The organism is Pseudomonas neuropathica (assembly GCF_015461835.1).
In the GTDB taxonomy this organism is placed as follows: Bacteria; Pseudomonadota; Gammaproteobacteria; order Pseudomonadales; family Pseudomonadaceae; genus Aquipseudomonas; species Aquipseudomonas neuropathica.
Window position 1 is genome coordinate 244,323 of the sequence record NZ_JACOPX010000001.1, and the last position, 12,935, is coordinate 257,257.

14 protein-coding genes are annotated in these 12,935 nt (G+C 60.6%); 11 read left to right on the plus strand and 3 right to left on the minus strand.

The annotated features are described in order from the left end of the window. Positions 1–60 precede the first annotated feature (60 nt). The 4 genes from H8F23_RS00980 (at position 61) to H8F23_RS00995 (ending at position 5,198) form a co-directional block, all read left to right on the plus strand. Complete coding sequence (locus H8F23_RS00980; protein ID WP_194933090.1) at positions 61–1,779, plus strand: hydrogenase maturation protein; 1,719 nt, start codon at positions 61–63, stop codon at positions 1,777–1,779. A 226-nt stretch (positions 1,780–2,005) separates the two neighbouring features. After that, positions 2,006–2,869, plus strand: coding sequence for a LysR family transcriptional regulator (locus tag H8F23_RS00985; RefSeq protein WP_194933091.1), 864 nt, complete (start codon positions 2,006–2,008; stop codon positions 2,867–2,869). 110 nt (positions 2,870–2,979) lie between these two features. Further along, a complete protein-coding gene (locus H8F23_RS00990) occupies positions 2,980–4,125 on the plus strand; it encodes a sterol desaturase/SRPBCC family protein (RefSeq protein ID WP_194933092.1) in 1,146 nt (381 codons plus the stop codon). Continuing rightward, positions 4,122–5,198 (plus strand): SMP-30/gluconolactonase/LRE family protein, encoded by a 1,077-nt coding sequence (locus tag H8F23_RS00995; RefSeq protein WP_194933093.1) that lies wholly within the window; start codon positions 4,122–4,124, stop codon positions 5,196–5,198. The genes H8F23_RS00990 and H8F23_RS00995 overlap by 4 nt, the downstream gene beginning before the upstream one ends. A 133-nt stretch (positions 5,199–5,331) precedes the next feature. On the opposite strand, the gene H8F23_RS01000 is transcribed toward H8F23_RS00995, so the two are convergent. Both H8F23_RS01000 and H8F23_RS01005 read right to left on the minus strand, forming a co-directional pair. Further along, a complete protein-coding gene (locus H8F23_RS01000) occupies positions 5,332–5,496 on the minus strand; it encodes a hypothetical protein (protein ID WP_194933094.1) in 165 nt (54 codons plus the stop codon). Positions 5,497–5,603: 107 nt separating this feature from the next. Then, positions 5,604–5,846 carry a YdcH family protein gene (locus tag H8F23_RS01005; protein WP_077573170.1) on the minus strand — a complete coding sequence of 81 codons (243 nt, stop codon included), beginning with the start codon at positions 5,844–5,846 and terminating at the stop codon, positions 5,604–5,606. A 205-nt stretch (positions 5,847–6,051) separates the two neighbouring features. On the opposite strand from H8F23_RS01005, the gene H8F23_RS01010 reads away from it, so the two are divergent. Then, positions 6,052–6,573 (plus strand): DUF4142 domain-containing protein, encoded by a 522-nt coding sequence (locus tag H8F23_RS01010; RefSeq protein WP_194933095.1) that lies wholly within the window; start codon positions 6,052–6,054, stop codon positions 6,571–6,573. A 291-nt stretch (positions 6,574–6,864) separates the two neighbouring features. On the opposite strand, the gene H8F23_RS01015 is transcribed toward H8F23_RS01010, so the two are convergent. Next, entirely contained in the window at positions 6,865–7,131 is a 267-nt protein-coding gene (locus tag H8F23_RS01015; RefSeq protein WP_194933096.1) for a hypothetical protein, read from the minus strand. Between the two features lie 250 nt (positions 7,132–7,381). Here H8F23_RS01015 and H8F23_RS01020 point away from each other — a divergent pair, with 250 nt between their 5' ends. From H8F23_RS01020 to H8F23_RS01045, 6 genes are read left to right on the plus strand one after another with little or no spacing between them, the layout of a single operon-like run. Then, entirely contained in the window at positions 7,382–8,233 is an 852-nt protein-coding gene (locus tag H8F23_RS01020; protein WP_194933097.1) for an STAS domain-containing protein, read from the plus strand. A gap of 2 nt (positions 8,234–8,235) precedes the next feature. Further along, positions 8,236–8,598, plus strand: a complete 363-nt coding sequence (locus tag H8F23_RS01025; protein WP_007912539.1) for an STAS domain-containing protein — start codon at positions 8,236–8,238, stop codon at positions 8,596–8,598. Continuing rightward, entirely contained in the window at positions 8,595–8,999 is a 405-nt protein-coding gene (locus H8F23_RS01030; protein WP_003225570.1) for an anti-sigma regulatory factor, read from the plus strand. The genes H8F23_RS01025 and H8F23_RS01030 overlap by 4 nt, the downstream gene beginning before the upstream one ends. Further along, positions 8,996–10,006 (plus strand): ATP-binding protein, encoded by a 1,011-nt coding sequence (locus tag H8F23_RS01035; protein WP_194933251.1) that lies wholly within the window; start codon positions 8,996–8,998, stop codon positions 10,004–10,006. The genes H8F23_RS01030 and H8F23_RS01035 overlap by 4 nt, the downstream gene beginning before the upstream one ends. Next, positions 9,999–10,874 (plus strand): sensor histidine kinase, encoded by an 876-nt coding sequence (locus tag H8F23_RS01040; RefSeq protein ID WP_194933098.1) that lies wholly within the window; start codon positions 9,999–10,001, stop codon positions 10,872–10,874. Before H8F23_RS01035 ends, H8F23_RS01040 begins: the two co-directional genes overlap by 8 nt. Then, positions 10,864–12,807, plus strand: a complete 1,944-nt coding sequence (locus H8F23_RS01045) for a response regulator (protein ID WP_194933099.1) — start codon at positions 10,864–10,866, stop codon at positions 12,805–12,807. The genes H8F23_RS01040 and H8F23_RS01045 overlap by 11 nt, the downstream gene beginning before the upstream one ends. Positions 12,808–12,935: the final 128 nt, after the last annotated feature.

Consider the following 12,935-nt stretch of genomic DNA (forward strand, 5'->3'; position numbering starts at 1 on the left):
CGAAGGCCAGGGACGGCTCAGCGAGAGCCCACGGCCGAATCCACTCAAGGAAGAGCAATCATGCGATCACTCAACATCATTCTGCTGTCGTCAGCGTTCAACGGCCTGACTCAACGCGCCTGGCTGGAACTGCGCGAGGCCGGGCACTCACCCAGCGTTGTGCTGTTTACCGATGAACAGGCCGTGTGCGAACAGATCGAACACAGCGGCGCGGATCTGGTGATCTGCCCGTTCCTCAAGGACCGCGTGCCGCAGGCGCTGTGGAGCAACACCGAACGGCCAGTGGTGATCATCCATCCGGGTATCGTCGGCGATCGGGGCGCCAGTGCCCTCGACTGGGCGATTACCAATGAACTGCCAAGCTGGGGCGTCACCGCGTTGCAGGCAGTTGAGGAAATGGATGCCGGCCCGGTGTGGGCAACCTGCGAATTCAACCTGCCGGCGGGCCTGCGCAAATCCGAGCTGTACAACGGCCGGGTCAGTGATGCGGCGATTCGTTGTATTCGCGAAGTGGTGGAGAAATTCATCGAAGGGTTTGAACCGGTTGCCCTCGACTATGCCGATACAAAAGTACGCGGACGCTTGCAGCCGAACATGAAACAGGTCGACCGCAGCTTCAGCTGGCACGATTGCGCACGCTTCATCAAACGCTGCATCGATGCTGCCGACGGCCAGCCCGGCGTGTTGGCGAGCCTCGCCGGCGGTCAGTATTACGTGTACGACGCGCACCTGGATTCGCGTAGCGGCATGCCCGGCGAGATTCTCGCGGTGCATGACGATGCGGTGCTGGTCGCCGCCGGTGATCAAAGCCTGTGGATCGGCGCGCTACGGCGCAAACCGCAACCTGGCGAAGAGACCTTCAAGCAACCGGCGCGGCACGTGCTGGCCGGGCAACTGGCCGAGGTGCCTGTGCTGGACTGGTCGATCGCCACGCAGCCGTTCAGTAACGAAGCCTATCAACCGATCCGCTACCGGGAATCCGGCATCGTCGGTGAGCTGACCTTCGAGTTCTACAACGGCGCCATGAGCACCGAGCAGTGCCAGCGCATGGTCGCCGCGCTGCGCTGGGCCAAATCCCGTGATACCCAGGTGTTGTTGATCAAGGGTGGGCGCGGCAGTTTTTCCAACGGCGTGCATTTGAACGTGATTCAGGCCGCGCAGGATCCTGGCGCCGAAGCCTGGGCGAACATTCAGGCAATCGATGATGTTTGCGCAGAACTGCTGACGGCCCGGCAACTGGTGGTCAGTGGCGTTACCGGCAACGCGGGCGCCGGTGGTGTGATGCTTGCGCTGGCGGCCGACATTGTCTTTGCCCGCGCCGATATCGTGCTCAATCCGCATTACAAGAGCATGGGCTTGTACGGCTCCGAATACTGGACCTACAGCCTGCCCCGCGCCGTCGGTCCGGCAATGGCCGAGCAATTGACCCAGGCTTGCCTGCCGGTAAGCGCGGTACAGGCGTGGCAACTGGGCATGGTTCAGGAAGTCGGCCCGCGCTGCCCGGACGAGTTTGCCCTGTGGTTGCTGCAACGGGCCAACAGCGTGGTGAGCGATCCGACTTACGCGGCGGTACGCGAGCGCAAGGCGCGGGTTGATCAGGTATTGATCCAGCAATGCCGCGAAACCGAGCTGCAGGAGATGCAGGAAGACATGCTCTACAACCGTAATCAGTTTGCCGAGAAGTGCCGAAATTTTGTCTTCAAACGCAAGGTGTGTGGCACGCCGGCGCGGTTGATTGAAGAGTGGGCGCGGGTGCGTTCGGTTGAGTTGGCCAGTTGATTTCGCGGTGACTGCTTCCCCTCTCCCAAGGGAGAGGGAACCGAGCCGGGGATATTGGCGATCTTCACCGACCTGAGAGTCTTGCTTTGAATCCATAATCGACGCGATCTTTCAGGTCGATGTATGACGCCAGACACCTCGGTCAGTCCCCATTCCCTCCGGGAGAGAGTTAGGGTGAGGGGCTTTTGCCTTTACAATGCCCGCCACCTCAAACACCGGCCCGCCCATGGACATCGATCTCGCTCGCACCTTTCTGGAAATCGTCCGCCACGGCAGCCTCGCCGCGGCGGCGCAGAAGCTGTTCGTCACGCAAACGGCAATAACCGCTCGCGTGCAGAAACTCGAAAGTCAGCTGGGCAGCACGCTGTTCGTGCGTAACCGCGCCGGGGCGAAACTGACGCCCAATGGCGAGGCTTTTGTGGTTTACGCCAATCAACTGGTGCAAACCTGGGAAGCCGCGCGCCGCGACCTGCCGCTGCCCGAGGGCTATCACAACGTGCTGCACATCGGCGGCGAAGTCAGCCTGTGCAACCCGTTGATGCTCAGTTGGGCGGCGGAACTGCGCGAGAAGATTCCGGGGCATGCCCTGCGCATGGAAATTCGCGACGGCGAAAACCTCCTGCGCCAACTCGAACTCGGTGTGCTCGACGCCGCACTGGTCTACCAGCCGGAATACTGGCCAGGCTTGCAGGTCGAGCAAGTGCTGGAAGAAAAACTGATCCTGGTGCGAGCCCCCGATCGTCCCGATCCCTACGTCTACATCGACTGGGGCCCGGACTTCCGCCGCCAGCATGACTCCGCCCTGCCGGAAAAAGCCAAAGCCGCGCTGAGTTTCAACCTCGGCCCGCTGGCCCTGCAGTACATTCTCGAACACGGCGGCAGCGGCTATTTCCGTACCCGCGTGGTCCGCACCTATCTGGAAAGCGGCGCCCTCGAAGCAGTGACCAAAGCTCCGGAGTTCGGCTATCCGACTTACCTCGTGTACTCACGCGATCGCGATTCGGCGACGCTGCAGCAAGCCTTCCATCTGCTGCGCGAAGTGATCCGCACCGATGATGACTGGTCGCAACGCTGGAACCCGCTGAGCTGAAGCGGCGGCTTCACAGCCGATCATGGCGCATGTGCCATTGCGGTCCGGCCTGCACATACGGCCGGATCGGCTAATCTGCCGGGTACAACAACAATCCCGCAGGTGATGCAGTGAGGCAGACCACCGAGGCATTTCGCAGCCGCTATCGTGCGGCCATTCATCCGCTGTACAACCCGTGGCTGCACGGCGCCTTCGTGCTGCTGTTCGGTGTGTTGGCCATTGGTGGTTTCTGGAGCAGCGTGCAGCAGGTCAGCCTGCTGGAATGGCTGACGGTGCCGTTGACCCTGTTGTTTTTCAATTTCGCCGTGTACATGGTCCATCGTCATCTCGGCCACCACAAAAAGACCTTCGCGAAAATGTTCTACGCCCGGCATGCCGGCGATCATCACAGTTTCTTCACCCCCGGCCACATGACCTACGACAGCGCCCGCGACTGGCGAGTGATTCTGTTCCCCGCGTGGCTGATCGTGCTGCACACACTGCTGATCACCCTGCCGCTGTGGTGGCTGATCGCACAGGTAAACGCCAACATGGCCGGGTTGTTTGGCGGCTGCATGGTCCTCGGTTATCTGACTTACGAGATATTCCACGCCTGCGAACACCTGCCGCCGCACAACCCGCTGACCCGCCTGCCGTGGATCCGCCAGATGCGCCACTTGCACGAGCTGCATCACCGCCGCGAGCGCATGCAGGAGCGCAATTTCAACATCGTTTTGCCGCTGATGGACTACCTGTTTGGCACCCTTTACCGGGAGCCGGAAACCACCCCTTTGAGCGATTCGAAAATGCCCATGACCCGCCTGCAACACCCGATCGATATCGCTGGTGAACCTATCGCCGTGCTGGCCTATGCCGCCAGTGTCAGTCGCTGGCCGGAGTGGCACCCCTCGTCGCTGAAAATCGACGGTGCGCAAGGCCCGTTGCATGCCGGCGCGCGCTTCGAAGAGGACATTCATGCCGGCGGGCGCGCGGGCCATTTGCGCTGGGAAGTCACCGAATACCTGCCCGGCCGGCGCTGGTGCGCGCGGGCGCAGGGCGATCATGGTTTGTCGCTGCTGCTGACCTATGAATGCAGCCCCGAGGGCAGCGGCACACGGTTTGTGCGCACGCTGGATTATCGCTTCGACGGACTGGGCATGCGCATCGCCAATCGCTTGCTGCTCAAACGGCGCATCGAGCGCGAATCCGCCGCATCGATGCTGGCGCTGCGCGACATGGCCGCCCGCTACCTGGCCTCGGCGAGGGCCAGCGCGTGAAGCTGAGACATCTGCTGTTGTTGCTGGTCCTCATCGTCATCGGCTTTTTATTGTTGATGCCCACCAAGGTCGAACCCGTGGCCTGGACGCCGCCGCCAGCGCCATCGCTGACAGAAGGTCTCTACGCCGAGAACCAGAAACTCAAAGGCGCAGCGCAGATCGGGCCGAGCGACATCGAAGGGCCGGAAGCCTTGCTGCTGGAAAGTGACTTCCTGATCACCGGGCTGCACGACGGCCGACTGATCCGCACCAGTCTCGACGGCCAGCAACGCAAAGTACTCGCCGACACCGGTGGCCGCCCGCTGGGCCTGGCCCGGCATCCGAACGGCATGCTGGTGATTGCCGATGCGGTCAAGGGTTTGCTGTCCCTTGATGCGCAGGGTCAGCTGGTGCCTTTGACCACGGCGGCCAATGGTCTGGCGTTCGGGTTCACCGATGACGTCGCCATCGACAAGTCCGGGCATTACGCCTATTTCAGCGATGCTTCGAGCCGCTGGGGTTATGGCCATGACGGCGAAGCAATCATCGAGCACGGCGGCGATGGACGCCTGCTGCGCTATGACTTCCAGAGCGGCAAAACCAGTGTCCTGCTGGACAAGCTGGAGTTCGCCAACGGCGTGACCCTCGGCCCGGATGACGCCTATGTGCTGGTCAACGAAACCGGTGCCTATCGCATCAGCCGCTATTGGCTGACCGGGCCGAAAGCCGGCACTCACGACCTGTTTATCGATAACTTGCCGGGGCTGCCGGACAACCTGGCGTTCAATGGCAGCAATCGGTTTTGGGTGGCGTTGTATGCGCCGCGCAATGCTCTGCTCGACGATACCGCCGGGCATCCGCTCGTGCGCAAGATGATCGTGCGGGCGTTGACGCTGTTGCCGAAACCGGTGGAGAAGCGCGGGTTTGTCCTGGGGCTGGATCTGGAGGGCAAGGTAATTGCCAATTTGCAGGATGCCAGCAGTGGCAACTATTCGCCGATTACCACGGTGCGCGAGTATGGGCCGTGGTTGTATTTCGGCTCGTTGAAGGCGACGCATATGGCGCGGATGCCATTGGATGTGGCCCTGAAGTGAATCTGGCAACTTTGTGGTGAATGCGCTGACGCCATCGCGAGCAGGCTCGCTCCCGCAGGGTTATTTGCTGACCACAGCATTTGGGCTCAACACAATCCACTGTGGGAGCGAGCCTGCTCGCGAAGACGGTCTGTCAGTTGCTGGACTTGTCGAACTTGTCCGGATCTTCGTCCTCGGGAAGATCTTCATCCGGCTCGTCGGGATTGGCCGTGGTATGCGCCGGGCTGTTCGGTTCAGGATGCGTGGGAACCGGGTCGAATGCGCCCTGCTCTTCACTGGGGAATTTGGGATCGTTCATAAGGCACCTCGCAATGAGTCGGATGGAAGACTCTGTACATTCGAGGTGCCGGTCGTGGCTGTCGTTCCCGTCAATCCGCAACCGCAGGTCGGCGGATGAACCGGGTTTCAGGATCGCGCCTGTAATTGCTCGACGATCTTGTCTTTGACCTGCAAGCGCTTCTCTTTGAGTTTTTTCAGCGTGTCGTCGCTGGGAGCATCCGAGGTGGCAGTCTCGGCCTTGACTACTTCGGCGTCCGCCTGGGAATACTTGTTGATCAGTGCATCCAGATGTGGATCCGCGGTGCGTTTTTGCTGGATCTCTTCCTTTGTAAGCTTCAAGTCCTGTAACAGATCATGGGTCACCGGCATGGAACACCTCCGTCAGTTGATCGGCTGGCCAACGCGACCGATTGCGCTGGCCAGTTATCAGAATGGCCTCGGTTGCACGGTTCTGTCGACCACCTGTCAGACCAGCGGTGCCCGTTCGTCGCCCTGTCGCAAATGCGATCAAACCTTTGCTCGCGGTGTTCCCTCCATTGGTTAACACCAACAAAAACTGCGTGGAGATACACCAATGGACGGATTCAACCTGCGTCATCTGGTTCTGGCTGTCGCGTTGAGCAGCGGCATGGGCAGCGCTTTCGCTGCGACTGACAATGACTTCGTCGATAACGCCGCTGCCGGTGGTATTGCCGAAATCGAAACCAGCCGCCTCGCCCTGGAAAAAAGCCAATCGGCTGACATCAAAGCGTTTGCCAACATGATGATCACCGATCACGGCAAGGCTAACGATGAACTGGCGAGCATCGCCAAGGCCAATGACATCAAAGTCCCGGACACCACCACCCTGGTCAAACAGGCCAAGGAAAAGATCCTCGACCTGCGCGAGGAGTCCTTTGATGCCGCTTACGCCAATAATCAGGTGAAGGCGCACGAAGAGACCATTGAGTTGTTCAAGAAAGAAGCCAATACCGTGACCGATGACAAGGTTAAAGGCGCCCCTGAATTGAAGGCGTTTGCGCAGAAAATGCTGCCGGCGCTGGAAAAACATCTCGCTGCCGCCAAGGAATTGCAGGCTAAACATCCGAGCAAGTAAAAGCCTTACCCTCACCCCAGCCCTCTCCCGGAGGGAGAGGGAGCCGACCGTGTTGGATGCTCGGGTTACTTCGACCTGAAGTCTCGAGTCGAACTCAGGTTCTGAACAGCCGCCGACCTGGGATCTCGAGTTGAGCTCAGCTTTTGAAAGGCACCGAGATCGGCTCCCTTTCCCCTCTCCCCCCTGGGGGAGAGGGCTGGGGTGAGGGGGATCGATATCAGCCACACCACCACACTAAAGCGAAAAAAAGGCCGCATCCAATAGATGCGGCCCTGTCGTATCCGCCGAAAATCAACCGCCATCGGTATCAATATCCGCATCCGTCTCCTCCCCCGGCTTCGCCCGATCCGGCTGCGGTTTGAAGCCCGGACTGAACTCGTTGTCGTTGTCCGTATGCCGGTTCTTCTGATCCACCGCCGGGTCGGCACTCTGCGCCTGATCATCCTCGCCCTGCTGCTGCGTCGGCGTCGGTTGCTCCGGGACCTGCGGGTCAATCGCTGGATCGTTGCGGTTAATCGGTTCGCCAGATTGACTCTGCTGATTCTTTTGCTCGTTCATGACCACCTCGCTCGTCAAATCAAGCCCGACGCAAACACGCCGGGCCTTGAAGATTCGAAGCCTGCCCCGCGTCAACGTTCAAAACTTCGCCGCACCCGGCCACGCCGACTAGAGTTACCGGGACGTTCCTTGCGCCAGATCAAAAATATACGTGCAAGAACGAACAACTATTTCGAACGGCAAATGTCGATCATTCCGCGGCGGTCATTTTTCACCATCGCCCCCCAACTCGCGACGGAGCAACAGGCACATGGCAGCACTGCAGAACAGCACACTCGATGCGATGAAAAACAAACAAGCACAGCTGCTGAGTGAATGGGTCAACGGACTGGAAGCCAGCGGTGCCACGCGTAATCTGAAAGGCCACGACATACAGCAACAAACCGGCGAATTCCTGCAACTGGTGATCAGTGGTCTGCAAAACGACAACGGCACCAATGTGGCCGCGCCGGGCTGGGAAACCACGCGTCAGTTTCTCGAAAAACTGTCCCACAGCCGCGCCCTGCTCGGCCAGGATTCGCAGCAGACCGCCAGTTTCATCTTCGCCCTCAAAGGCCCGCTGTTTAACCTGCTGCAGAGCCATTACAAAGACCAGCCTGCGCTGCTCGCCGAACAACTCTGGGAAATCTCCGAGCTGCTCGACGCCTTCGGTATGCACACCATCCGCACCTTCCAGAAATCCCGTGAAGCGGTGATCAAGCGCCAGCAAGAAGAACTGCTGGAGCTCTCCACTCCGGTGGTCAAGCTGTGGGACGGCGTGCTCGCGCTGCCGATGATCGGCACCCTCGACTCGCAGCGCACGCAAGTGGTGATGGAATCGCTGCTGCAACGCATCGTCGACACCGGTTCGGAAATCGCCATCATCGACATCACCGGCGTGCCGACCGTCGATACCCTGGTCGCCCAGCACCTGTTGAAAACCGTCACCGCGATCCGCCTGATGGGCGCCGACTGCATCATCAGCGGTGTGCGTCCGCAAATCGCGCAAACCATCGTCCACCTCGGTCTCGACCTGCAAGGCGTGGTGACCAAGGCCAATCTGGCCGACGCATTGAAACTGGCCCTGACCCGTCTGGGTGTCAGCCTCGTCAAGACGGTATAAGCATGGAACGTATCCCGATTCTCCAGATGGGCAAGTTCCTGCTGGTGACCATTCAGGTCGATATGCATGACCAACTCGCCCTCACCCTGCAGGACGACTTGTCCGAGCGCATCAGCAAGACCTCGGCGCGGGGCGTGCTGATCGACATCTCGGCGCTGGACATGGTCGACTCGTTCATTGGCCGGATGATCAGCACGATCTCCGGCCTGTCGAAAATCATGGACGCCGAAACCATGCTGGTCGGCATGCAGCCGGCCGTGGCAATCACCCTGGTCGAACTCGGCCTGACCCTGCCTGGGGTCAGCACGGCATTGAACGTCGAGCGCGGGATGAAGCTGCTGCAGGAACGAGTAGATCGGCAATGACCGTTCGCAGCAGCGGTACTCAACCCATTCACATCGAGCAGGACGTTGTGCTCGCGCGCCAGACAGCACGCAAACTGGCCACCGAATGCGGCATGCGCCTGATCGACCTGACGAAAATGGTCACGGCGGTCAGCGAACTGGCGCGCAACACCATGGTTTACGGGGGCGGCGGCGACATGGACTGGCAGATTCTCGATGAGGATCACAAGGTCGGTCTGCGCCTGACGTTTCGTGATGAAGGTCCGGGCATTGCCGACATCAAACTGGCGATGACCGACGGCTGGACCTCCGGCAGCGGCATGGGGCTGGGCCTGACCGGGGCGAAACGGCTGGTTGAAGAGTTCGAACTCGACACCGAGCCCGGCAAAGGCACGCGCATAACGATCACCCGATGGACATGAATATCGTCGGGTCGCTGACCCAGGTTCTGCCAATCGAAGACAGCAGTCAGATCGGTTATGCCCGGCGCACCGCGCAGCAACTCGCCGAACAGCATGGCTTTGATGAGCGCGATGCCGGACGCGTCGCGTTGGTTGCCACTGAACTGGCGAGCAATGTGCTCAAACATGCCACTCACGGCGCACTGCATCTGCGGGTATTACCACGGCTTACGGGTTTCGGCATCGAAATGCTCGCGGTGGATCGCGCTAAGGGCTTTGATCTGGAGGCCTGCATGGCCGACGGATTTTCCACCGGTGGCACACAAGGTATCGGCCTCGGCGCAGTTTCGCGGCAGACCGAGGTATTTGACGTCTATGCCGACGCACGTGGCGCGGTACTGTTGGCGCGTCTTTACCCGCGTACCGACCGCGATCCGGATATCCGTTATGGCGTCAGCCAGCACTCGTTACACAACGATCCGGCGTGCGGTGACGTTTGGCACCTGAAGTATGAAGGCGCCAGCATCAGCGCACTGGTGATCGATGGCCTCGGGCATGGCGAGGAAGCCGAACGCGCCGGTCGTGCGGGGGCGCAAGCCTTTGCCCTGACACCGTTTGCCGACCCGGTGATGCTGATGGAAGACATGCATCGCGACATGATCGGCACACGTGGCGGCGCCGTCGCGTTTACCCAGTTCGACGGCAGTCGCGACAGCCTGACCTTCGCTGGCGTGGGCAATATTGGCGCCAGCCTGATCGCCGCCGACAAATCGCGCGGTCTGGCCTCGCACCCAGGTATCGTCGGCGTGCAATACCGAAAAGCCCGGCCTTTTGACTATGCTCACGTGAACGGACATCTATTGATCATGTACAGCGACGGCTTGCAGTCCCGTTGGAATCTACAAGACTACCCCGGCCTGGTGCATCGCCACCCCGCTGTGATAGCCAGCGTCCTGCACCGCGACTTCAGTCGCGGGCGTGACGATGCAACAGTATTGGTCGTTGCCCTGGAGGCCGCCCATGGCTGAGTCACCGATTTTGAGCAGCGCCGAACAGACCGCGTTGATTGCGCAGTTGCAGAGCGAATCCGCCGCACTGCGCGAAGAACTCGATGAAACCAATCAGGGCGTGCTCGCGCTGTACGCCGAGCTCGACACTCAGGCCGAGCAATTGCGTCAGGCCTCGGATCTCAAAAGCCGATTCCTGTCATACATGAGCCACGAATTCCGCACGCCTTTAGGCTCGATCCTCAGCATCAACAGCCTGCTCGCCGACGAACTCGACGGCCCGCTCAGCCCTGAACAACACAAGCAGGTCGCGTTCGTCAGCACCGCTGCCCGCGAGTTGAGCAACATGGTCGATGACCTGCTCGACCTGGCGAAGATCGAGGCCGGGCGCATCACCATCTCCCCGGCATGGTTCGACATGTTCGACCTGTTCTCGGCACTGCGCGGGATGTTCCGGCCGATCGTCGATGCCTCCGCCGTGGACCTGATTTTCGAAGAACCGATCGGTTTGCCGCGCCTGTACACCGACGACAAGAAGCTTGGGCAGATCCTGCGCAACTTCATTTCCAACTCGCTGAAGTTCACCACCCGTGGCGAAGTGCGGGTGTCCGCGCGCCTCGAAGGCGTGGACAAGGTCCGTTTTGCCGTCAGTGACACCGGAATCGGTATCGCTGCCGAGCTGCATGGTGCATTGTTCGAGGACTTTTCCCAGGTCGACTCGCCGCTGCAGAAACGTCTGCGCGGCACCGGGCTGGGCCTGTCACTGTGCAAACGCTTCGCGGCCCTGCTCGGCGGTGAAGTCGGGCTGGAAAGCACGCCGGGGGTCGGCTCGACTTTCTTCGTGATCATTCCACTGGCGATCGCTCTGGAGAACGTCGATGAACCGTGACATCCGCCTGTTGATCGTCGACGACAACGTCGCCACCCGATACGCCCTGCGTCGACGGCTGGAGCGGCACGGTTACGAAGTCCTTGAGGCCGGGACCGGCGGCGACGGGCTCGCGCTGATCGACAGCGAAGCACTCGATGCGTTGATTCTCGACGTCAATCTGCCGGACATGAGTGGCTTCGATATCGTGCGCATTCTGCGCGCTGATGCGCGCACCGCGCTGCTGCCCGTGATCCATGTGTCCGCGGCGTCGATCCAGACCGGTGACATCATCACCGGCCTCGATGCCGGCGCCGATGCCTACCTGATTCACCCGGTGGACCCGGATGTACTGCTGGCGACCCTGCGCACGCTGTTGCGGGTGCGCGACACGGAAAACGCCCTGCGTGAAAGTGAAGCGCGGTTCCGCGAGATTTTCGTCAATGTCTCCGCGCCAATTGCCGTACTCGATGCCAGCCTCAAGGTGCACGAATGCAACCATGCCTTCGCACAACTGATTCTCGACAATCAGGACCCGCAAACCCTGCGTGAATGTTTCGCCGAGGAGCAGAGCGCAATCCTCAATGAACTGCGCCTGCGCCTGGTCGATGGCGAGCGCTGGAAAGGCACGCTGAACATGCGCGTGCAGGGCGAGATTCGTGAAACCGAGTGGCAGATTTCGCCGTACCGCACGCCCGAACTGAGCCTGGTATTTGTCGAAGACGTCACGGAACACCGCCATCGCGAGCGTTCGCATCTGGCCCGTCTGGACGACACCACCACGCAACTGGCCAAGGAAACCGCCGAACGTGTGCGGGCCGAGGCGCAATTGCTGCAAGTGCAAAAAATGGATGCGTTGGGCAAGCTCACCGGCGGTATTGCACACGACTTCAACAACCTGCTGACCGGGATCATCACCAGCCTGGAGTTGATCCAGAAGCGTGTCGCCGATCAACGTCTGGATAAGGTGCAGTTTTATTCTGAAGCGGCGCTGAATTCAGCGATGAGCGCGGCGTCCCTCACCCATCGTTTGCTGGCCTTCGCCCGTCAGCAACCGCTGGATACGCGGCCGGTGGACATCAACGATCACGTGCGTTCGCTGGAAGAACTGCTGATGCGCACCATCGGTGAACGCATCAGCCTCAAGCTTGAGCTGACCAACAAACCGGCGATCGCCCTGGTCGACCCGGTGCAGCTGGAAAGCGCGGTATTGAATCTGGTGATCAACGCCCGCGATGCGCTGCCAGCGGGCGGCAATATCTGGGTCAGCACCTACGCCGCCTATTCCCATGGCGATCCGAATCTGGCCGACGGCGCTTACGTGGCACTGTCAGTGCGTGACGACGGAACCGGGATCGAGCACAACGTGATCGATAAAGTCTTCGATCCGTTTTTCACCACCAAACCGTTGGGCCAGGGTACCGGGCTGGGGTTGTCGACCATTTACGGTTTCGCCCGTCAGTCGGGCGGTGACGCGCATATCCGCAGCGTGGCGCGACGCGGTACCGAAGTGACCATCATGTTGCCGGCCACCACCGACCCGACGGGCGCCGACATTCCCCCACCCGTGGTCGATCCGCAAGGCACTGGCGAACATGTACTGATTGTCGAGGACATGCCGTCGGTGCGCATGTTTGTCACCGAAGTGCTGGAGGACGCGGGTTATCGCTGCACCCAGGCGGCGGATATCGAAACGGCGCTGGAACGGCTGCAGAACGACTCATCGATCAACCTGCTGCTGACCGACGTCGGCCTGCCGCGCATGAGTGGACGCGCGTTGGCGGATGTTGCGCGGAGCTGGCGCGCCGGATTGCCGATTCTGTTCATGACCGGGTATGCGGAGACAGCGATCAATCGTCAGGTGTTTCTGGGCAGTGGCATGGACATGCTGGTCAAACCGTTTCAGATCAGTGAACTGCTCGACAAGGTCCGCCGCACGCTCGATAGTGCCTGACTGCAGGACCCACAGGAACTGATGTCGAACACAGATCCACTGTAGGAGTGAGCCTGCTCGCGATGGCGTCAGGTCAGCCAATTCATCTGTGGCTGACACCCCGCTATCGCGAGCAGGCTCACTCCTAC

Bases quoted from the DNA above. Each gene is read 5' to 3' on its own strand.
- H8F23_RS00980 (WP_194933090.1), top strand. From the start codon at position 61: ATGCGATCACTCAACATCATTCTGCTGTCGTCAGCGTTCAACGGCCTG.
- H8F23_RS00985 (WP_194933091.1), top strand. From the start codon at position 2,006: ATGGACATCGATCTCGCTCGCACCTTTCTGGAAATCGTCCGCCACGGC.
- H8F23_RS01000 (WP_194933094.1), bottom strand. From the start codon at position 5,496: ATGAACGATCCCAAATTCCCCAGTGAAGAGCAGGGCGCATTCGACCCG.
- H8F23_RS01005 (WP_077573170.1), bottom strand. From the start codon at position 5,846: ATGCCGGTGACCCATGATCTGTTACAGGACTTGAAGCTTACAAAGGAA.
- H8F23_RS01010 (WP_194933095.1), top strand. From the start codon at position 6,052: ATGGACGGATTCAACCTGCGTCATCTGGTTCTGGCTGTCGCGTTGAGC.
- H8F23_RS01015 (WP_194933096.1), bottom strand. From the start codon at position 7,131: ATGAACGAGCAAAAGAATCAGCAGAGTCAATCTGGCGAACCGATTAAC.
- H8F23_RS01020 (WP_194933097.1), top strand. From the start codon at position 7,382: ATGGCAGCACTGCAGAACAGCACACTCGATGCGATGAAAAACAAACAA.
- H8F23_RS01025 (WP_007912539.1), top strand. From the start codon at position 8,236: ATGGAACGTATCCCGATTCTCCAGATGGGCAAGTTCCTGCTGGTGACC.
- H8F23_RS01030 (WP_003225570.1), top strand. From the start codon at position 8,595: ATGACCGTTCGCAGCAGCGGTACTCAACCCATTCACATCGAGCAGGAC.
- H8F23_RS01035 (WP_194933251.1), top strand. From the start codon at position 8,996: ATGAATATCGTCGGGTCGCTGACCCAGGTTCTGCCAATCGAAGACAGC.
- H8F23_RS01040 (WP_194933098.1), top strand. From the start codon at position 9,999: ATGGCTGAGTCACCGATTTTGAGCAGCGCCGAACAGACCGCGTTGATT.
- H8F23_RS01045 (WP_194933099.1), top strand. From the start codon at position 10,864: ATGAACCGTGACATCCGCCTGTTGATCGTCGACGACAACGTCGCCACC.